The organism is Streptomyces sp. NBC_01288 (assembly GCF_035982055.1).
Lineage (GTDB): Bacteria > Actinomycetota > Actinomycetes > Streptomycetales > Streptomycetaceae > Streptomyces.
The window spans coordinates 7,803,544-7,823,536 of the sequence record NZ_CP108427.1 but is presented as its reverse complement, the minus strand read 5'-3'; the positions used below and the strand labels follow the sequence as shown (position 1 = coordinate 7,823,536).

The window sequence follows — 19,993 nt, the reverse complement described above, 5'->3', positions numbered from 1 at the left end:
GCCGTGGGCGCTACTTGGGGCTGTCGTCCTCGCCGACGTGGTGGACGCGGACGAGGTTCGTCGAGCCGGCCACTCCGGGGGGTGAGCCCGCCGTGATGACGACGATGTCGCCCTTCTGGCAGCGGCCGTACTTGAGGAGGAGTTCGTCGACCTGGTCGACCATCGCGTCGGTGGAGTCGACGTGGGGGCCGAGGATGGTCTCCACGCCCCAGGTGAGGGTGAGTTGGGCGCGGGTGGCCGGGTCCGGGGTGAAGGCCATGACCGGGATCGGCGAGCGGTAGCGGGAGAGGCGGCGGACCGTGTCGCCGGACTGGGTGAAGGCGACGAGGAACTTCGCGCCGAGGAAGTCGCCCATCTCGGCGGCGGCTCGGGCCACCGCGCCGCCCTGGGTGCGGGGCTTGTTGCGTTCGGTCAGTGGGGGCAGGCCCTTGGCGAGGATGTCCTCCTCGGCGGCCTCGATGATGCGGGCCATGGTGGTGACGGTCGCGATGGGGTACTTGCCGACGCTGGTCTCGCCGGACAGCATCACCGCGTCCGTGCCGTCGATGACCGCGTTGGCGACGTCCGAGGCCTCCGCGCGCGTGGGGCGGGAGTTCTCGATCATCGAGTCGAGCATCTGGGTGGCGACGATGACCGGTTTGGCGTTGCGCTTGGCCAGTTTGACGGCGCGCTTCTGGACGATCGGGACCTGTTCGAGGGGCATCTCCACGCCGAGGTCGCCGCGGGCCACCATGATGCCGTCGAAGGCGGCGACGATGTCGTCGATGGCCTCGACCGCCTGGGGTTTCTCGACCTTGGCGATGACGGGGAGGCGGTGGCCCTCCTCGTCCATGATGCGGTGGACCTCGTCGATGTCCTTGCCGCTGCGGACGAAGGACAACGCGATGACGTCGAAGCCCGCGCGCAGGGCCCAGCGGAGGTCGGCCTCGTCCTTGTCGGAGAGGGCCGGGACGGACACGGCGACTCCGGGGAGGTTCAGGCCCTTGTGGTCGGAGACCATGCCGCCTTCGACGACCTTGGTGTGGACGCGGGGGCCGTCGACGGCGGTGACTTCGAGGCAGACCTTGCCGTCGTCGACGAGGACGCGTTCGCCGGGGGTGACGTCGGTGGCGAGGCCGGCGTAGGTCGTTCCGCAGGACTGGCGGTCGCCCTCCGCGCCTTCTTCGACGGTGATGGTGAAGGTGTCTCCGCGTTCAAGGAGTACGGGTCCTTCGGTGAAGCGGCCGAGTCGGATCTTCGGGCCTTGAAGGTCGGCGAGCATTCCGACGCTGCGGCCGGTCTCCTCGGAGGCCTTTCGGACGCGCTGGTAGCGCTCCTCGTGTTCGGCGTGGGTGCCGTGGCTGAGGTTGAAGCGGGCTACGTCCATTCCGGCTTCGACCAGGGCTTTGATCTGGTCGTACGAGTCGGTGGCGGGGCCCAATGTACAGACGATTTTTGCTCGGCGCATGGTGAGAGCCTAGGCCTTACCCATGGGTAGGGAATTGGCTGTGCATGACTACTCAACAACCTTTGGGTGAAGGGTTATTGACAAGGCTTGAATGTGCGGCGGGCTGCTCCAATGAGCGTTCGAATGGTCGAATTGAAGGGTGGGCTTACAGGCGCGGGGGTGCCATCGTGAAGCGCGCGTTGACCTGGGCGTAGACGTGTTGCCGTTGGGGTTCGAGGTCGAGGGGTGCGGCGGCCGTGTCCTCGCCTCCGCCGCCGGCGAAGGACATGGAGCGCATACGGCCCTGGGGGGCGCCGTAGGTCTGGGCGTTCTCGGCACCGATGTCGGCCAGTTCCACGAGTGCGGCCAGCGTCGTACCCAGTGCTTCGGCGTATTCGCGGGCGCGTTGGACGGCTTCGCGTACGGCTTGCTGGCGGGCCTGGCGGTGGACGGGCGAGTCGGGGCGCAGGGCCCACCAGGGGCCGTCGACGCGGGTGAGGTCGAGGTCGGCGAGGCGGGTGGTGAGTTCGCCGAGGGCGGTGAAGTCGACGAGTTCGGCGGTGATGTTGACTCTGCCGTGGTAGCGGTGGACGCGTTCGCCGCGACCGTGTTTGGTGAGTTCCGGGGTGATGGAGAAGCCGCCGGTCTCCAGGCGTTCGACCGCTTCGCCGTAGCTCTTGACCAGGTCGAGGACGGTGGCGTTGCGGCGGGTGAGGTCGTCGAGGGCGGTGCGGCGGTCGGTGCCGCGGGCGGCGACGGTGATGCCGATGCGGGCGATCTCGGGGTCGACTTCGAGGCGGGCCTCGCCGCGGACGGCGATGCGGGGGGCGTCGGGGGTGCCGTAGGGGACGGGGGTTTGGGGTTCGTCTGTGGGCGTGGTCATGCGTCCCACTGTGTCATTCACCGGTGGGTCACAGCTTGTGGTGGTCACCAGATCGAAACCTGCGGGGGCTGTTGCGCCAGGTAAGAAACAGGTCAGAATCTACGCGCGTTGTTGACCGTTTCCCGAGGAGATCGAGACATGCCCTTGAACCGCCGGAAGTTCCTGAAGAAGTCCGCCGTGACGGGCGCGGGGGTGGCGCTGGCCGGTGCGGCGGCGGCTCCGGCGGCGCAGGCCGCGGAGAAGAAGAAGCCGGGTCGGCACCCGAAGCGGTACTCGCTGACCGTCATGGGCACGACGGATCTGCACGGGCATGTCTTCAACTGGGACTACTTCAAGGACGCGGAGTACGCGGACGCCAAGGGCAACGCGATGGGTCTGGCGCGGGTCTCGACCCTGGTGAACCAGATCCGCCAGGAGAAGGGGCGGCGGAACACGCTGCTGCTGGACGCCGGCGACACGATCCAGGGCACCCCGCTGACGTACTACTTCGCGAAGGTGGACCCGATCACCGCCAAGGGCGGGCCGGTGCATCCGATGGCGCAGGCGATGAACGCGATCGGGTACGACGCTGCGGCGCTGGGCAACCACGAGTTCAACTACGGCATCGAGACGCTGCGGAAGTTCGAGGACCAGTGCCGATTCCCGCTGCTCGGGGCGAACGCGCTGGACGCGAAGACGCTGAAGCCCGCGTTCCCGCCGTACTTCATCAAGACGTTCCAGGTGCCGGGCGCTCCGCCGGTGAAGGTGGCGGTGCTCGGGCTGACGAACCCGGGTATCGCGATCTGGGACAAGGCGTATGTGCAGGGAAAGTTGACGTTCCCGGGGCTGGAGGAGCAGGCGGCTAAGTGGGTGCCGAAGCTGCGGTCGATGGGGGCGGACGTCGTCGTCGTGTCGGCGCACTCGGGGTCGTCGGGGACGTCGTCGTACGGTGACCAGCTGCCGTACGTGGAGAACTCGGCGGCGCTCGTCGCGCAGCAGGTGCCGGGGATCGACGCGATTCTCGTGGGCCACGCGCATGTGGAGATCCCGGAGTTGAAGGTCACCAACACGGCGACGGGCAAGACGGTCGTGCTGTCCGAACCGCTGTGCTACGCCGAGCGGTTGAGCGTGTTCGACGTCGAGTTGGTCTTCGAGAAGGGGCGTTGGACCGTCGAGTCGGTGGCGGCGTCGCTGCGGGACGCCAAGACCGTCGCGGACGACCCGAAGATCACGGGGTTGCTGAAGGACGAGCACGCGCTGGTCGTGGAGTACGTCAACCAGGTCGTCGGTACGGCGACGGCGACGCTGACGACGGTCGACGCGCGGTACAAGGACGCGCCGATCATCGACCTGATCACCAAGGTCCAGGAGGACGTGGTGAAGGCGGCGTTGGTGGGGACGGCGTACGCGTCGCTGCCGGTGATCGCGCAGGCGTCGCCGTTCTCGCGGACGTCGGAGATCCCGGCGGGCAACGTGACGATCCGGGATCTGTCGGGTCTGTACGTGTACGACAACACGCTGGTCGCGAAGTTGCTGACGGGTGCTCAGGTGCGGGCGTACCTGGAGTACTCGGCGGAGTACTTCGTACAGACGGCGGCTGACGCGGTGATCGACACGGAGAAGCTGACGAACGCGAACGGCCGCCCGGACTACAACTACGACTACGTGTCCGGGTTCTCGTACGACATCGACGTCGCGCAGGCGGCCGGTTCGCGGATCAAGAACCTCACCTACAACGGTGCGGCGCTGGACGACACGCAGCAGTTCGTGCTGGCGGTGAACAACTACCGGGCGAACGGCGGCGGTGCGTTCCCGCATGTGGCGTCGGCGACCGAGGTGTGGTCGGAGTCGACGGAGATCCGGACGCGGATCGCGGAGTGGGCGACCGCGAAGGGTGTGCTGGATCCGGCCGACTTCGCCTCGGTGGACTGGAAGTTGACGCGGAACGGAACGCCGGTTTTCTAGGGCGTTCGGTTCTCTGAGGGGTCCGGCGGTTCTGGTTGCCGCCGGGCCCCTTTCTAGCGTCCTTCCACGAGCGGGGTGAGGGTGCGGGCCGCCTGGCGGGCCGGGGGGATCTGGACCTGGGGGTCGAGTCCGAAGGTGGTGAAGGCCGTTCGGCCGGGGAGGGAGTAAGGCTCCTTCCCCGTGAGGGAGTTGAGGATGGTGGCGCTGCGCCAGGCGGCGAGGCCGAGGTCGGGGGCGCCGACGCCGTGGGTGTGGAGTTCGGCGTTCTGGACGTAGACCTGGCAGCCCGAGCCGGTGACGGACGGATCGAGCACGAGCCTGAACTGGTCGTCGATGCGCGGGCGTTCGGCGCTGTCGCGGCGCAGGTAGGGGTCGAGTCCGGCGAGGATGCGGTCGAGGGGGCGTTCGCGGTAGCCGGTGGCGAGGACGACGGCGTCGGTGGTGAGGCGCGAGCGGGTGTTCTGCTGGAGGTGTTCCAGGTGGAGCTCGACCTTGGTGGTCGCGATGCGTCCCGCGGTACGGACGCGGACGCCGGGGGTGAGCACGGCGTCGGGCCAACCGCCTTGCAGGGTACGGCGGTAGAGCTCGTCGTGGATGGCGGCGATGGTGCCCGCGTCGATGCCCTTGTGGAGTTGCCACTGCGAGGTGACGAGGCGGTCGCGGACTCCTTCGGCGAGGGCGTGGAAGTAGCGGGTGTAGTCGGGGGTGAAGTGCTCCAGGCCGAGCTTGGAGTACTCCATGGGGGCGAAGGCCTCGCTGCGGCCGATCCAGTGGAGTTTCTCGTGTCCCGCGGGGCGGTGGCGGAGCAGGTCGAGGAAGACCTCGGCGCCGGTCTGTCCCGATCCGATGACGGTGATGTGGTCGGCGGCGAGAAACGTTTCGCGGTGGGCGAGGTAGTCGGCGGCGTGGATGACGGGGACGCCGGGTGCTTCGACGAGGGGCTTGAGCGGGTCGGGAACGTAGGGGGCGGTGCCGACGCCGAGGACGATGTTCTTGGTGTACGTCCGCCCGAGGGCTTCCGCTTCTCCGTCACTGTCGAGCTGGGTGAAGTCGACCTCGAACACGTCGCGTTCGGGGTTGAAGCGGACGGCGTCGACCTGGTGGCCGAAGTGGAGTCCGGGGAGGCTGCCCGCGACCCAGCGGCAGTAGGCGTCGTACTCGGCGCGCTGGATGTGGAAGCGCTCGGCGAAGTAGAAGGGGAAGAGGCGGTCGCGGTCCTTGAGGTAGTTGAGGAAGGACCAGGGGCTGGCGGGGTCGGCGAGGGTCACCAGGTCGGCCAGGAACGGGACTTGGACGGTCGCGCCGTCGATGAGCAGGCCGGGGTGCCAGTCGAAGCCGGGGCGCTGTTCGTAGAAGACGGTGTCGAGTTCGGTGAGGGGGTGGGCGAGGGCTGCCAGCGAGAGGTTGGACGGTCCGATGCCGATGCCGACCAGGTCGCGGGGTGCTTCGGGTTCCGGGCGTGGGGGGTTGGGGGTCTGGGGGTGACCCGTCGGGGGGTGGCTCATCGGGGGGTGTTTCCTTCCACCAGTTTCAGGAGGGCGGCCAGGTCGTCGGGCCGGGTGTGGGGGTTGAGGAGGGTGACCTTGAGCCAGAGCCGGCCGTCGAGTGCGGCCCGGCCGAGGACGGCCCGGCCGTCGGTGAGGAGTCGGCGGCGTACGGCGGCCACGGCGTCGTCGGTGGCGTCGGCGGGCCGGAACAGGACGGTGCTGATGACGGGCGGGGCGTACAGCTCGAAGCCGGGGTGGTCGCGGATCAGCGCGGCGAACTCCCGTGCGCGGGCGCAGACTTGGTCGACGAGGGTGCCGAGTCCGGTGCGGCCGAGGGTCTTCAGGGTGACGGCGAGCTTGAGGACGTCGGGTCTGCGGGTGGTGCGCATCGAGCGGCCGAGGAGGTCGGGCAGGCCCGCTTCGGTGTCGTCGTCGGCGTTGAGGTAGTCGGCGCGCTGGGTGAGGGCGGCGAGGTCGCGGGGGTGGCGTACGGCGAGGAGGCCGGCGGCGACGGGCTGCCAGCCGAGTTTGTGCAGGTCGAGGGTGACGGTGTGGGCGCGGTCGAGGCCGGCGAGTTTGTCGCGGTGGCGGTCGCTGAAGGTGAGGCCTCCGCCGTAGGCGGCGTCGATGTGGAGGCGGGCGCCGTGGGCGGCGCACAGGCCGGCGATCTCGGGCAGCGGGTCGATGAGTCCCGCGTCGGTGGTACCGGCGGTGGCGGCGACCAGGACGGAACCACGAGGACCCGGCAGTGCGGTGAGGGCCTCGTCGAGGGCGGCGGGGTCGAGGGTGCCGGTGGGGGCCGGGACGACGACGGGGTCGGGCAGGCCGAGGAGCCAGGCGGCACGGGGCAGGGAGTGGTGGGCGTTGCTTCCGCAGACCAACCGCACGCTGCCGCCGTTGGCCTCACGGGCGAGCAGCAGGGCGAGTTGGTTGGCTTCGGTGCCGCCGGTGGTGACGAGGGCATCGGCCAGACCGATCTCGTGGGCGAGGGTGCGGGTGACGAGGGCTTCGAGGGCGGAGGCGGCGGGGGCCTGGTCCCAGGAGTCCAGCGACGGGTTCAGCGCGCTGACGGCGAGGTCGGCCGCGGCGGCGACCGCGAGCGGCGGACAGTGCAGGTGCGCCGCACACAGCGGGTCGGCGGGGTCGGCGGCGCCTTCCGCGAGCGCGTGCACGAGGGTGCGCAGGGCGTCGGGATCGCCGTCATCGGGGAGTACGTCCCCTACGGCGTCCCGCATACGGGCGGCGACCGCGTCGGGGCCGCCCGCGGGGAACGGGCCGCCGCGGGCCCTGCGTCCGGTGCCGAGTGCGTCGAGGACGGTGTCGAGCAACGGCCGCAGGGCGTCGGGTCCTTCGGGGCCTGAGGCGAGGGGTGCGCTGCTCATGCTGTCCTCCGGGGCGCGGGCAGGGGGTTCCAGCGGGGAAATCCAGCTTGGACCCGGATGAGTCGACGCGCCCGGGGAGAACAACGATCGGAACCCGAAAGGGTGTTGTTCAGTGCGAGGTGTTGGTGTTGGTACGGGTGCCGGTGTTGGGGCTGGCGTTGCTGGGGGCTGCGCCCCCAGACCCCCTTCGGCCCTGAAGGGGCCTCGTCCTCAGACGCCGGACGGGCTGGACTGCACCCCCTGTACCTTCAAAGCGCGCCCCAGGTCGTCGAGTTGGTCGACGAGCTTGCGGCGCAGGGACGGGATGAGGTCGGCGTCGCGGAGGCATTCCTCGCCGAGGCGGACGGTTTCGGGGTCGATGGCGTAGGCGGGGAAGGCCCAGCGGCCGGCCGCGTCCGCCATGGCGGGGCCCCGGCGGGTGGCGAGGGCCACCGCGTCCGTGAAGAAGCGGGGCATGTACTCCCGTACCAGGTCGGCCTGTTCGGGCTGCCAGAAACCCTGGGCCGTCGCGGTGAAGAGGTAGTTGGAGAGGTCGTCCGAGATGAACATCGCCTCCCAGGCCGTGCGCTTGGCCTCGGGGTCGGGGAGGGCGGCGCGGCAGCGGGCCGCGCCCTCCTGGCCGGTGGCGGACGGGTCGCGCTCCAACTCGGCCGCGATCGCGGGCTCGTCGGTGGCGCCGAGGACGGCGAGGCGGGACAGGACGCGCCAGCGCAGCTCGGGGTCCAGCTCGGGGCCGCCGGGGACGGTGCCTTCGGTGAGCCAGGCGGCGATGGTGTCGGGGTGCGCGGCGACGTCGATGAAGTGGCGTACGGCGATGAGGCGCAGGCCGGGGTTGGAGCCGTCCTCGGTGCGGCGGATGAGGTCGCGGCACAGGGCGGTGAGGGTGGCGAGGGCGACCGGGCGGGCCTCGGGGGTGAGGTAGCGGTCGGTGACCTGCGTGGAGGCGAAGGCGAGGACGCCCTGGACGAGGGCGAGGTCCGTCTCGTGCGGGAGGTGGGCGCGGGCGGCGTCCAGGTAGGCGGAGGCGGGGAGTTCGCCGTCGCGGACCGCGTCGCGCAGGGCGTTCCAGACGACCGCGCGGGTGAGGGGTTCGGGGAGGCCGGAGAGGCTGGTGCGGACGGTTTCGAGGGACTCGGCGTCGAAGCGGATCTTGGCGTAGGTGAAGTCGCCGTCGTTGAGGAGGACGAGGGCGGGGCGCGGGCCCGAAGCGCTGATGCCCATGTTGCCGGTGCGAGGGAGGTCCGCTTCCAGGCGGGTGCGCAGGGTCAGGCGGTTCGCGTCGTGGAGGTCGTGGTCGTAGACGCCGATGGTGATGTGGTGCGGGCGGATGTCGGGGGACGAGGTGAGGGTGGTGAGGTGGGTGAGTCCGTCCCGGTCCTGGCTGGGGTCGGGCTTGGACCAGACTCCGGGGCTGCCTCGGTGCCCGATGTCGAGGTGCCAGTTTCCGTCCTCGGCGCGGACTTCGGGCGTGAGGGTGTCCACGCCCGTCGTGCGCAGCCATACGTCCGCCCACGCGTGAACGTCCCGTTCCGTGCCGGAGGCGAGGGAGTCGATGAAGTCGGCGAGGGTGGCGTTGCCGAACTTGTGGCGGGCGAAGTGGGTGTTGATGCCGGCGAGGAAGTCCTTCTCGCCGAGCCAGGCCACCAACTGCCGTAGCGCGGAAGCCCCCTTGGCGTACGAGATGCCGTCGAAGTTGAGGAGGGCGGAGGCCGTGTCGTCGACGTTCTCCGGAGCCACGGGGTGCGTGGAGGGGCGCTGGTCGGCGTCGTAGCCCCAGGCCTTGCGGACGACTCCGAAGTCGGTCCAGGTGTCGGTGAAGCGGGTGGCCTCGGTGAGGGTCTGGTAGCCCATGTACTCGGCGAAGGACTCGTTCAGCCAGATGTCGTCCCACCACTGGAGGGTGACGAGGTCGCCGAACCACATGTGGGCCATCTCGTGGGCGATGACCATGCCGCGGGTCTGCCGCTCGGTGTCGGTGACGGCGGAGCGGTAGATGAACTCGTCGCGGAAGGTGACCAGGCCGGGGTTCTCCATGGCGCCCGCGTTGAACTCGGGGACGAAGGCCTGGTCGTAGGAGTCGAAGGGGTAGGGCTCCTCGAACTTCTCGTGGTAGCGGTCGTAGCACTGGCGGGTGATGTCGAGGATCTCGTCGGCGTCCGCGTCGAGGTGGGGGGCCAGCGAGCGGCGGCAGTGGATGCCGAAGGGCAGGCCGCGGTGTTCGGTGCGCACCGAGTGCCAGGGACCGGCGGCGACGGCGACGAGGTAGGTGGAGATGAGGGGGGTGGGGGCGGCCTGCCAGCGGCCTTCGCCGAGGTGTTCGGTGATGCCGTTGGCGAGGACGGTCCAGCCTTCGGGGGCCTTGATGGAGAGGTCGAAGACGGACTTGAGGTCGGGCTGGTCGAAGGCGGCGAAGACGCGCTGGACGTCCTCCATGAAGAGCTGGGTGTAGACGTAGGTCTCGCTGTCGGTGGGGTCGGTGAAGCGGTGCATGCCCTCGCCGGTGCGGGAGTAGCGCATGCTCGCGTCGACGCGCAGTTCGTGCTCACCGGCGGTGAGGCCGGGCAGCGGGAGCCGGTTCTCGACGAGGTGCTCCGGGTCGAGGGGGCGGCCGTCGAGGGTGACGGAGCGCAGCTCGGCGGGCTTGAGTTCGACGAAGGTGTCCGCGTCGGCACGAGCGGTGAACGCGATGACGGTGCGGGAGTCGAAGGTGTCGTCGCCCGTCGTCAGATCGAGTTCGATCGTGTAGCGGTGGACGTCGAGGAGCCTGGCACGGGTCTGCGCTTCGTCGCGCGTCAGTACGGACATGCAGGACATGCTGCCTGATGGCACTGACATGGCACAGGGGTGGTTCCGTACGCGGCTTATGTCCGGTCGGAGGCGGGCGTGGGTGTGGGCGTGGGGGCGGGGTTCCGGGCGTCGCGCTGGTAGGGCACGTGCGCGTCCGGGTGGGGCAGGGCGGGGCGGGGTTCGTGCGGGTCCTTGAGGAGGGCGCGGAGTTCGCGGACCTCGCGTTCGAGGGCCTGGTGGCGCTGGTGGGCGTCGTAGAGGTAGCGGACCTTGGTGCGCAGGGCCCAGGGGTCCACGGGTTTCATGACGAGGTCGGCGACGCCGAGGGTGAAGGCGGCGGCGGTCGTCTCGGGGTCGGGGCCGAAGCCGGTGAGGAGGAGGACCGGGATGTGCTGGGTCTGCTCCAGGCGGCGCAGGTAGCGGACGACGTCCAGGCCGCCGACGCCGGGCATGCGCACGTCGAGCAGGAGCAGGCCGACCCGGCCGCGGAGCACCTGCTTGAGCGCCTCGTCGCCGCTGGTGGCGCGGGCGAGCCGGTAGCCCAGCGGGGCCAGGGCGCTCTCCAGCGCGTACAGCGTGTCCTCATGGTCGTCGACGATGAGGATCTCGGCATCCGACGGCATGGCCCGACGTCCCTCCCGCGTGGGACAACCAGCTTATGACGCAGGCGTTGACGGGGTGTGCCCGTCGACTGACATGGAGTGCACAAGGAGTGCACAGCGCAGCATGGCCCCGAACTCGCCCCGCTGTCACGCCCCTTACCGGACGCGCGAGGTCAGTTCGCCGTGGGTGAACCGCCGTTCACGGCGTCCTCCGCGATGCGCTCGTGGTGGCGGATCACCTCACCAATAATGAAATTCAGGAACTTCTCAGCGAACGCCGGGTCCAGCTTGGCGCTTTCGGCCAGCGCGCGGAGGCGTTCGATCTGGCGGGCCTCGCGGGCCGGGTCGGCGGGCGGCAGCCGGTGGGTGGCCTTGAGGACACCGACCTGCTGGGTGGCCTTGAAGCGTTCGGCGAGCATGTGGACGACGGCCGCGTCGATGTTGTCGATGCTGTCGCGCAGCCGGGCGAGCTCCTCGCGCACGGCGGGGTCGACGTCACCGGTTCCGTTGGTGCTGGTGGTCATGGGCGACCACCCTACGTGGCGTGCGACCACTCGATGATCGGCCCCTGTGTGGTGTGCGCCTATGTGGCGTGCGGCCACTCGATGATCGGTGGATCGGCCGGGTCGGGCACTTGGTCGCTCCAGCCGCCGGGGACGGTACGGCCCTGCTGGGCGCGGAAGCGGACGGGTGGCATGCCGACGCGGCGGGTGAACAGGCGGCTGAAATAGGCGGGGTCGTCGTAGCCGACGCGGCGGGCGACGGCGGCGACCGGGAGTTCGGTGGCGGCGAGCAGTTCCTTGGCGCGGCCCAGGCGGATGCCGAGGAGGTAGTCCTTGGGGCTGCATCCGGCGCCCTGGCGGACGGCGGTGCGCAGGGCGGCGGGGCTCATGCCGTGCCGGGCCGCGTGGTCGGCGACGGTGAGCGGCAGGCAGGCGTCGCGGGCGAGGGCCTGGAGGACCGGGTCGCCGTCGGGGGCGAGGTCGGCGCGGGCGCGGCGCAGGGCGACCAGGAGTTCGTGGACGGCGGCGCCGGTCTCCACCTCCAGAAGGGGGTTGCCACGGCGTGCGGCGCGGGCCATGCGCCCGATGACCGCACGGGGTCCGGCAGCGTCCGAGAGGGCCACCACGGGCCGTTCCGGCTCGATGTAGCCGAGTTCGGTGTACGTCGTGGTCGCGGGCCCGGTGAAGTCGACGAACCCCTCGTCCCAGCCGCCGCCGGGGTCGGGCGCGTAGTGGTGCGGCACTCCGGGGGTGAGCCACAGCAGCGCGGGCGCGGTGACGGTCGTACGGCGGCCGTCGGGGCCCAGGTACCAGCCGCCGCCCGCGCTGATCACGACGGCGACGTGGTGGTCGAGGGTGCGGGGTCCGACGGTGGGCAGGGCGCCGTGCTGGAGGCCCACGCCGAGGCAGGCGAGACCGAGGCGGTGGTGGGCGGGTGTGGGCGTGAAGAAACGCATCCAGGTGTGGTACATCGGCGCCCCCTCACACGGTGTTCGGTCCGCTCGGTCCAAGTAGCGGCGATCTTTGTCCATGGACGTGATCGGCGCCAAGGGGAGAGAGTCGTCGGCATGAGTGAGTTCACGGTGGGCGACAGGGACTTTCTGCTGGACGGGCGGCCGGTGCGGCTGCTGTCCGGGGCACTGCACTACTTCCGGGTGCACGAGGCGAGCTGGGGACACCGGCTGGCGATGCTGCGGGCGATGGGCCTCAACTGCGTGGAGACGTACGTCCCGTGGAACCTGCACGAGCCGGCGCCGGGCGACTTCCGGGACGTCCGGGCGCTGGGCCGGTTCCTGGACGCCGCGCGGGAGGCGGGCCTGTGGGCGATCGTGCGCCCGGGGCCGTACATCTGCGCGGAGTGGGAGAACGGCGGGCTGCCGCACTGGCTGACCGGCGAACTGGGGGCACGCGCGCGTACGCGTGACGCCCGCTTCCTGGACCACCTGGAGCGCTGGTTCCGGGAGTTGCTGCCCGAGGTCGTGTCCCGGCAGCTCGACCGCGGCGGCCCGGTGATCATGGTGCAGATCGAGAACGAGTACGGCAGTTACGGCTCGGACTCGGTGTATCTGCGGCGCGTGGAGGAGTTGTTGCGGGACCAGGGGGTCACGGTTCCGCTGTTCACCTCGGACGGTCCCGAGGACTTCATGCTGAACGGCGGTTCGGTCCCCGGTGTCCTCGCGACGGTGAATTTCGGGTCCCACGCGCGCGTGGCCTTCGAGACGCTGCGCGGGCATCAGCCCGAAGGGCCGTTGATGTGCATGGAGTTCTGGTGCGGCTGGTTCGACCACTGGGGCGGCGAGCACGTCGTCCGCGATGCCGGGGACGCGGCGGACGCGCTGCGCGAGATCCTGGAGTGCGGCGCGTCGGTCAACCTCTACATGGCGCACGGCGGCACCAACTTCGCCGGCTGGGCGGGCGCCAACCGGGGCGGCGGCGCGCTGCACGAGGGCCCGCTGGAGCCCGATGTGACGTCGTACGACTACGACGCCCCGATCGACGAGTACGGGCGCCCCACGGACAAGTTCTGGCGCTTCCGCGAGGTGCTGGCCGCGTACGCGGACGGCCCGCTGCCCGAACTCCCGCCCGCCCCGGCAGTGTTGGGCGCCCCGGCCGGGGTGAGCCTGACCGGCTGGACGCCCCTGGCCGCCGTACTGGAGGCGCGCGGCGGTCCGGAGACCGAGGGTCCGGTGCCGCCGACCTTCGAGGAACTGGACGTGGACCGCGGAATCGTCCGCTACGAAGTGACCGTTCCGGGACCGCGCGTACCGTATCCGCTCACCGCGCGCGGGCTGCGGGACCTCGCGGTGGTGTATGTCGACGGGGAGCAGGCCGGGGTCCTCACGGAGGGCGACGAACAGCTCAAGGAGCCCGTCGCCGGGCACGCGCGTGTGCAGTTGTGGGTGGAGTCCCTGGGGAGGGTCAATTACGGGCCGCGGCTCGGGGAGGCGAAGGGGATCACCGGGGGGCTGTTGCACGAGCGGCAGTATCTGCACGACGTACGCGCGCGTGGGCTGCGGTTGGACGCGCTCGACTCGCTGGACTCTCTGGACGACGTCGAGGGGGTGCCGCTGCGGGAGCTGCCCGCGGACGGCTCCCCCGGGCTGTACCGGGGCACCGTCGAGGTGCGCGGCGCCGGGGACGCCCTGCTCGAACTGCCGGGCTGGACACGGGGGTTCGTGTGGGTCAACGGGTTCAATCTGGGGCGGTACTGGTCGGCCGGGCCGCAACGGGAGTTGTACGTCCCCGGTGCCGTGCTGCGGGAGGGCGTGAACGACGTGTGGGTCCTGGAGCTTCAAGAGGCGCCGGGCCCTTCGGAGTTCGCCCTCACGCTGAAGGGTCTGTAGCGGGCTCTGAGGGGTCTCTAGGGCTCTGGAGGGTCTGGAGAGGGCCGAGGGATCATCGGCCGACGGGCACGGACCCGATCTCGACCACCCGCGCCCAGTCGGGCGGTGTGTCCGGCACGTAGTCGGGGTCGTCCTCGTCGTACGACGCCCCGTCCTCGTGCCGGCGCGGGAACAGGCCGACCACCGTCCGGCACGGCGGTCGTGACTCCGGCCAGGGTGTCTGGCCGTCGGTGAGGACGACGACGGCGTCGGGCTGCCCGCGCAGCGCCTTGGCGAAGCCGGTGCGCAGATCCGTGCCGCCGCCGCCCAGCAGCTCGATGCCCTCGGCGCGGCACAGCGGTTGCGCGACCTGGGCGGCCGCGTCGCAGGACACCACGGAGACCAGGTCGCGGCGCCCGCCCACGGCCCGGGAGATCGCGGCGACTTCGAGGAGCGCGCTGCCCAGCTCGGCGTCGCTGACCGACCCGGAGGTGTCGATCACCACGCACACCCGGGGCGGCCGGCGGCGCAGGCTCGGCAGCACGATGCCGGGCAGTGACACCGAGCGGCGCGAGGGCCTTCCGTAGGTGTAGTCCTCGCCCACGCCCGGAGCGGAGACCGCCGAGCGGACCGCCGCGCCCAGCAACTCCCGCCACGGCTGCGGCGGATGGAACGCGTCCTCCGCCCACCGTCGCCACCCGCTGGGGGCGCTGCCGGGGTGGCCGGTGATGCCCTGTGCCACCCGGAAGCGGACCGCGTCGCGCTGTTGCTCGCTGAGTCCGTGCGCGCCGTCGGGCCCCAACTCCCAGCCCCGGTCAAGGCCGTCGGCGCCGCTGCCGCAGTCCAGCCACGCCAACTCCTGGGTGCGCGGGCCGAGTTGGAACCAGCGCAGGTAGTCCTCCATCAGGTTCCCGGCGGGCAGCCCCAACTTCCCCGGCTGGACCGCACCTTCGGGGGTGACCAGGCCGTCGCCGTACGCGTCGTCGTTGATCTCCATGTCGGCGGCGATGTTCATCCGCAACCGCTCCCCCGGACCGGTCAGTTCGCGCTCGCGGGCGACACGGTCGCTGCGCCCGTGGTGGTCGCGAAGGAGGTGCGAGACCTCGTGGACCCAGACGCCGGCCAGGTCCTCGACGGACATCCGGTCCACGAAACCCGGCGAGACGTAGCAGCGCCAGTGCCGGTCGACGGCCATCGTCGGGACCTGACGCGACTCGACCGTGTGGAGGGCGAACAGGGCCGTGGCGAGGTAGGGGCGGGCGCGGGCGGCGTAGAGGCGGGCGGCGAAGAGCTTGTCGAGGTCGAGGCCGGTCGCTGATTGCGCGGTCATCGGCGGGCCTTCGCCGCCTCGGCGGCGCGGTCCGCCCGCTGCGACAGGGTGACGACTCCGGCGAGTCGCTCGATGGCCGGGGGTACGTCCCAGTCCTCGCGGCGCAGCGAGGCGAGGGTGGTCGCGGGGACGACGACCAGGTCCGGGGCGCCGGTCTCCAACGCCCGGACCAGCAGCGCCCAGGCCGCGTCCCAGCGGGCCCGGTCGGGACGGTTGCGGACCGCGGCCACCACACCGTCGAGCACGGCCTGGCGCAGATCCCCGCGCGCAGGCAGCTCACCGGCCGTCGGGTCGGTGAGGAAGATCTCGGGGTCGGGAAGGTCCATCCGGTCCACGCAGGCCAGCAACTCCAGGCCGGGACCGTCCCCCACCGTGCCCCTGACCAGCAGGGACAGCACCTCCCGGGAGGAACCGGCCGCGGTCGCGAACGCGATCAGGCTCATCGCCATCTCCCAGCTCCGGGGCGACGGCCAGGCGCCACCGCGCCGCGTCTCACTGCTGGGCAGTTGGTGGACGAGCTTGGGGCGGCCGGTGAGCAACCCGCACACCGCGCGGCGCGCGAAGTCCACGGCCTCGGGCAGCTTCTCCGGGTCGAGCCGCGGCAGGGTCGCCCGGGGCCAGGTGCCACCGAGTCCGCGTACGACGACCTCGTGGTCGTGGGTCCACTGAAGGTGCACGAACCGGTTCGCGAGCGGCGGGCTCAGCTCCCAGCCGTCGGCCGCCGAGGACCGCGGGTTGGCGGCGGCCACGATCCGCACCCCCGGCGGCAACCGCAGCGCCCCGATCCGCCGCTCCAGCACCAGCCGCAGCAGCGCGGCCTGCACGGCCGGCGGCGCGGTCGACAACTCGTCCAGGAACAACAGCCCCCGCCCCGCCCGCACGAGCCGTACGGCCCAGTCCGGCGGCGCCATGGGGACGCCCTGCTCGGCCGGATCGTCGCCCACGACGGGCAGCCCGGAGAAGTCGGACGGCTCGTGCACGCTGGCGATCACCGTGGTCAACGGCAGGTCCAGAGCGGCGGCGAGCTGCGTGAGCGCGGCCGTCTTGCCGATACCCGGCTCGCCCCACAGCAGGACGGGAAGGTCGGCGGCGACGGCGAGGGTGAGGGCCTCCAGTTGGGTGTCGGGGCGGGGTTCGGTGGTGGTGTCGCGCAGGAGGGTCAACAAGTCCTCGGCGACGTCGAGTTGGGCGGGTGAGGGGATGGGGTCGGCGGGGTTGAGGGCGGCGTACAGGGTGCGTGTGGGCATATGTGGTCACCTTTGGGGTCGAGTTGGGGTGAGGTGAGGCGTGCGTGGGTGACGGCGGGGGCGAAGTCCCGTGCGGTCAGTGGCCGGTGGTGCGGCGGGGGCGGAGCTTTTGGGGGTGCGGAAGTCCCGGGAAGAAGTGGCCGGACCGTGGGCCCGGTTCGGCCAGGCCCGCCCTGAACAGCCCGTACACGAGCCGCCGTTCCGCAGCCGCCCGGAGTTCGTCCCGCAACGCGCCACCGCGCAGCACCGCGTCCGGACCGAGCAGTCCTTCTACGACGGCCAGCGCGCCGGCGGTGTCCCCGTGGACGAGACGTTCGCGCACGCCGGTGAGACAGTCCGGGTGACGGTGGGCCTCGTCGATGGCCTGGAGGCAGGGCAGCGGGGTGCCGGTCAGCGCGACCAGCAGTTCCTCGCGGCGGATCTCGGCCGGATCGTGGTCCAGGGGTGCCAGTACGCCGTCGACCAGGCCGATACGGTGCTGGGCGCCCCGGCAGTCGATCAGGTGCGGTTGGCCTGCCACCGCCGCCCGGTCCAACATCCGCGTGGAAGCGTGCGGTTGGGGCCGAGGCCGATCCGGGACAAGTGCGGCGGCGACCAGTGGATGCAGTTGGTCGGCGTCGATGGAACCGGTGCGGAGCAGTTCCAGGTCGGGCAGGACCCAGGTCGCCGCGTCCGGGAGGACCGGTGGTGCGGTGGCGCCGCGGTCCGTCGGTGCGGGTGCGATGTGCAGGGTGTCCTCGACCGGGTCCAGGGTCAGCGCGAGCCGGTGCCGGGAGCCGAGCCGTACCGTGACGGGACCGGTCGTACGTCCCTCGGCGTGGAGCAGGATCGCCGCCTCCGCCGCCCATCGGTCGACGGCGCAGTGGCGTCCCTCCGGCACCGTCCCCGACACCTCCGGAGGGTCCGGCATCTCCGGCCGGTCCGCTCCCGACCGGGCCCGCAGCTCACCGCTCCTCCCCGCGTCCCACAGATGCCGGTGCAGGTCGAGGCGGAACCAACGGCTGGGCCGGGGATGCGGATGCCGACGGGCGTCGGCGGCACGGCGGGTGCCGTCCCACAGCGCGAGGCTGATCCGCTGACCGCCGTCCGCCCAGGCGGGCGGAGTCCGGACCACCAGATACGGCGGGCCCGTGGCATCGCCAACGCCATCGCCCTCGTCGCCGTAGCGGGCCAGGGTGAGGGTCAGTCCCGGGCGCAGCAGGCCGTCCGGCGCGATCCTCGGCAGATGCCAACGGAGCAGGTCAGGGGCGAGTCGGCGGAGATCGGCGCGGACCTTGGCGGCCAGTTCCCGGCCGTGGGTGCGCGCTACGGACCGTAGGTCGAGATCGATGTCCACGCCCGCGGCGGCGCAGGCGCCCGCCCAGTCCCCGGCGTGCCGACGGACCGTAGCGGTCTCGATCATGGAGGGCGGCACGGCGAACTCGCGCACGCGCGGCCAGAAGGAAAGTCGGGAATCCCCGTTCGCGGTGTGAGGGAGCATCAGCTCTCACCTTGCGCGGACGGGACCCCCGATCTCTGTACGAAGTGAACAGTCATCGTCGTCATCGCGGGGAGCATAACCTCCCCGTCCGCGATCTGTCAGGGGGATTTCAGGGGCGTGCATTCGTGCGCACCGGCATACAGTGGATGCGGGTTCAGGGCGTCTCTGGGGGTTGTGGACGTGGCGGACGACGGACCGGTCGAGCACGGCTACCCGCACCTCGATACGGTGCGGGACGCCATCACCGCGCTCTACAAGCGGTTGTCCTACGACACCGTCCAGACGTTCGCGACCAGCGTGGCCCCCGTCGACGTGGCGTTCTGCGACACGGACGACCTGCACCTGGGCGCGCAGCGGGTGGCGCGCGAGATGGTCCGGCACTACCGGCTCCCGGACGCCCGGCCGATCATCAGCTTCCGTGAGATGACGCATGCGGCGAACGTCGAACTCACCGCGGGGCCCGAGTACTTCATCGAGTTGAACGACCGGTTCCGCACGCATCGGCGGGACATCGGCGCGGCTCTCGCGCACGAGGTGATGCACGTCTATCTGCACCGCCTCGACCTGTCCTTCCCCGGCACCCGTGAGAACGAGATCCTCACGGACACGGCGGCGACGTATCTGGGCGCGGGGTGGCTGCTGCTGGACGCGTACCGGGAGGACTCGGCGTCCTCGCAGAAGCTGGGCTATCTCACGCCGGAGGAGTTCGGGTACGTCCTCGCGAAGCGGGCCCTGGTCTTCGGCGAGGATCCCTCCGTGTGGTTCACCAGTCCCCAGGCCTACACGGCGTACGTCAAGGGCATGGCCCAGGCCCGGCGTGACGAGCAGCAACCACCCTTGACCGCGGCGGGGTGGGCGGGGCGGCGCCGGTACGCCCATGACCGCCGGCATGCCCCCGGGCCGGGTTCTCAGCCAGGCGTGCCGTACGCCTTCAGCGGGGACCGGGGTGGCAGCCTTCGGGTGTCCTTCCCGTGCCCTACGTGTCATCAGCGCATCCGGGTGCCGGTGCGGGGGCGGGTACGGGCGAGGTGTTCTCTGTGCCGGACGGTGTTGGAGTGCGACACGTAAGTCCCTTTCAGGTGACTGGTGTTGACGCGGGCGTCCCTGGGGGCTCCGCCCCCAGACCCCCAGGCCTATGCCCACCCACCACCCGTGGCAGTTGGCTGAGAAGTTGACGTAGAACGTCTCCACCTACGCCCCGTAGACCGCCCCCGGAACCCCCGTCTCCGCAAGGAGTTTCACCACCGTCTCCCCCACCTCCCCCACCCCCCACCGCTCCCCCTTGTCCACGCTCGGCCCCGCCCGCCACCCCTCCATAACGGTGATCCGCCCACCCTCAGCCTCAAAAACCCGCCCGGTAACCCCAGCACTGGCCCCGGACCCCAACCACACCACCAAGGGCGACACATTCTCCGGCGCCATCGCATCGAACCCGGAGCCGGGCGCGGCCATGGTCTCCGCGAAGGCGTGTTCCGTCATGCGGGTCCGCGCGGCGGGGGCGATCGCGTTGACCTGGACTCCGTAGCGGGCGAGTTCGGCCGCCGCGACCAGGGTCAGGCCGATGATGCCGGCCTTGGCGGCGCTGTAGTTGCCCTGCCCGACCGAGCCCAACAACCCTGCCCCGCTACTGGTGTTGACGATCCGGGCGACCGGAGTACGGCCGGCTTTCGCCTCCGCCCGCCAGTGCGCCGCCGCGTGTTTCAGGGGCAGGAAGTGGCCCTTCAAGTGGACCCGCATCACCGCGTCCCAGTCGTCCTCGTCGAGGTTGACGAGCATCCGGTCGCGCAGGTAACCCGCGTTGTTCACAAGGGTGTCGAGCCGGCCGTAGGTCTCCAGCGCGGTCGCGACCAGGGACGCGGCACCGGCGTCCGTGGCGATGTCGCCGCCGTGGGCCACCGCCTCGCCGCCCGCCGCGCGGATCTCGGCGACGACCTGCGCGGCCGGGCTGTCCGGGTCCGGGGCGCCGTCCAGGCCGACGCCGAGGTCGTTCACGACCACCCGGGCACCCTCCGCCGCGAACGCGAGGGCGTGGGCGCGGCCGAGCCCCCGCCCCGCGCCGGTGACGACGACGACCCGCCCGTCACAGATTCCGCTCATCTC

General features: G+C 71.2%; 15 protein-coding genes. 3 read left to right on the top strand and 12 right to left on the bottom strand.

The window, feature by feature from the left end; all coding sequences use genetic code 11:
• Positions 1–10 precede the first annotated feature (10 nt).
• Positions 11–1,447, bottom strand: a complete 1,437-nt coding sequence (gene pyk / locus OG194_RS35295; protein WP_327404821.1) for a pyruvate kinase — start codon at positions 1,445–1,447, stop codon at positions 11–13.
• 145 nt (positions 1,448–1,592) lie between these two features.
• Complete coding sequence (locus OG194_RS35290) at positions 1,593–2,309, bottom strand: SIMPL domain-containing protein (RefSeq protein ID WP_327404820.1); 717 nt, start codon at positions 2,307–2,309, stop codon at positions 1,593–1,595.
• Between the two features lie 138 nt (positions 2,310–2,447).
• Here OG194_RS35290 and OG194_RS35285 point away from each other — a divergent pair, with 138 nt between their 5' ends.
• The gene (locus tag OG194_RS35285) at positions 2,448–4,253 is read left to right on the top strand and encodes a bifunctional metallophosphatase/5'-nucleotidase (protein WP_327404819.1); all 1,806 of its coding nucleotides are present in this window, start codon (positions 2,448–2,450) and stop codon (positions 4,251–4,253) included.
• 53 nt (positions 4,254–4,306) lie between these two features.
• On the opposite strand, the gene OG194_RS35280 is transcribed toward OG194_RS35285, so the two are convergent.
• From OG194_RS35280 to OG194_RS35255, 6 genes are all read right to left on the bottom strand, one after another.
• Positions 4,307–5,758 carry a lysine N(6)-hydroxylase/L-ornithine N(5)-oxygenase family protein gene (locus OG194_RS35280; RefSeq protein WP_327404818.1) on the bottom strand — a complete coding sequence of 484 codons (1,452 nt, stop codon included), beginning with the start codon at positions 5,756–5,758 and terminating at the stop codon, positions 4,307–4,309.
• Positions 5,755–7,122 carry a pyridoxal phosphate-dependent decarboxylase family protein gene (locus OG194_RS35275; RefSeq protein ID WP_327404817.1) on the bottom strand — a complete coding sequence of 456 codons (1,368 nt, stop codon included), beginning with the start codon at positions 7,120–7,122 and terminating at the stop codon, positions 5,755–5,757. Before OG194_RS35275 ends, OG194_RS35280 begins: the two co-directional genes overlap by 4 nt.
• A gap of 210 nt (positions 7,123–7,332) precedes the next feature.
• Positions 7,333–9,927 (bottom strand): aminopeptidase N, encoded by a 2,595-nt coding sequence (pepN, locus tag OG194_RS35270; protein WP_327404816.1) that lies wholly within the window; start codon positions 9,925–9,927, stop codon positions 7,333–7,335.
• Positions 9,928–9,983: 56 nt separating this feature from the next.
• Complete coding sequence (locus tag OG194_RS35265) at positions 9,984–10,532, bottom strand: response regulator (RefSeq protein WP_327404815.1); 549 nt, start codon at positions 10,530–10,532, stop codon at positions 9,984–9,986.
• Positions 10,533–10,684: 152 nt separating this feature from the next.
• Complete coding sequence (locus OG194_RS35260) at positions 10,685–11,035, bottom strand: chorismate mutase (protein WP_033286773.1); 351 nt, start codon at positions 11,033–11,035, stop codon at positions 10,685–10,687.
• A gap of 59 nt (positions 11,036–11,094) precedes the next feature.
• Positions 11,095–11,985, bottom strand: a complete 891-nt coding sequence (locus tag OG194_RS35255; RefSeq protein ID WP_327404814.1) for a helix-turn-helix domain-containing protein — start codon at positions 11,983–11,985, stop codon at positions 11,095–11,097.
• 96 nt (positions 11,986–12,081) lie between these two features.
• Here OG194_RS35255 and OG194_RS35250 point away from each other — a divergent pair, with 96 nt between their 5' ends.
• Positions 12,082–13,857, top strand: a complete 1,776-nt coding sequence (locus tag OG194_RS35250) for a glycoside hydrolase family 35 protein (RefSeq protein WP_327404813.1) — start codon at positions 12,082–12,084, stop codon at positions 13,855–13,857.
• A 52-nt stretch (positions 13,858–13,909) separates the two neighbouring features.
• Here the strand turns inward: OG194_RS35250 and OG194_RS35245 are convergent, their stop codons facing one another.
• From OG194_RS35245 to OG194_RS35235, 3 genes are all read right to left on the bottom strand, one after another.
• On the bottom strand, positions 13,910–15,166 hold the full coding sequence (locus tag OG194_RS35245; RefSeq protein WP_327404812.1) for a vWA domain-containing protein: 1,257 nt from the start codon (positions 15,164–15,166) through the stop codon (positions 13,910–13,912).
• Entirely contained in the window at positions 15,163–16,413 is a 1,251-nt protein-coding gene (locus OG194_RS35240) for an AAA family ATPase (RefSeq protein ID WP_327404811.1), read from the bottom strand. Before OG194_RS35240 ends, OG194_RS35245 begins: the two co-directional genes overlap by 4 nt.
• A 76-nt stretch (positions 16,414–16,489) precedes the next feature.
• Positions 16,490–17,893 carry a hypothetical protein gene (locus OG194_RS35235; protein ID WP_327404810.1) on the bottom strand — a complete coding sequence of 468 codons (1,404 nt, stop codon included), beginning with the start codon at positions 17,891–17,893 and terminating at the stop codon, positions 16,490–16,492.
• Between the two features lie 180 nt (positions 17,894–18,073).
• Here OG194_RS35235 and OG194_RS35230 point away from each other — a divergent pair, with 180 nt between their 5' ends.
• Positions 18,074–18,961 (top strand): hypothetical protein, encoded by an 888-nt coding sequence (locus OG194_RS35230; protein ID WP_327404809.1) that lies wholly within the window; start codon positions 18,074–18,076, stop codon positions 18,959–18,961.
• 123 nt (positions 18,962–19,084) lie between these two features.
• On the opposite strand, the gene OG194_RS35225 is transcribed toward OG194_RS35230, so the two are convergent.
• Entirely contained in the window at positions 19,085–19,990 is a 906-nt protein-coding gene (locus OG194_RS35225; protein WP_327404808.1) for an SDR family oxidoreductase, read from the bottom strand.
• Positions 19,991–19,993: the final 3 nt, after the last annotated feature.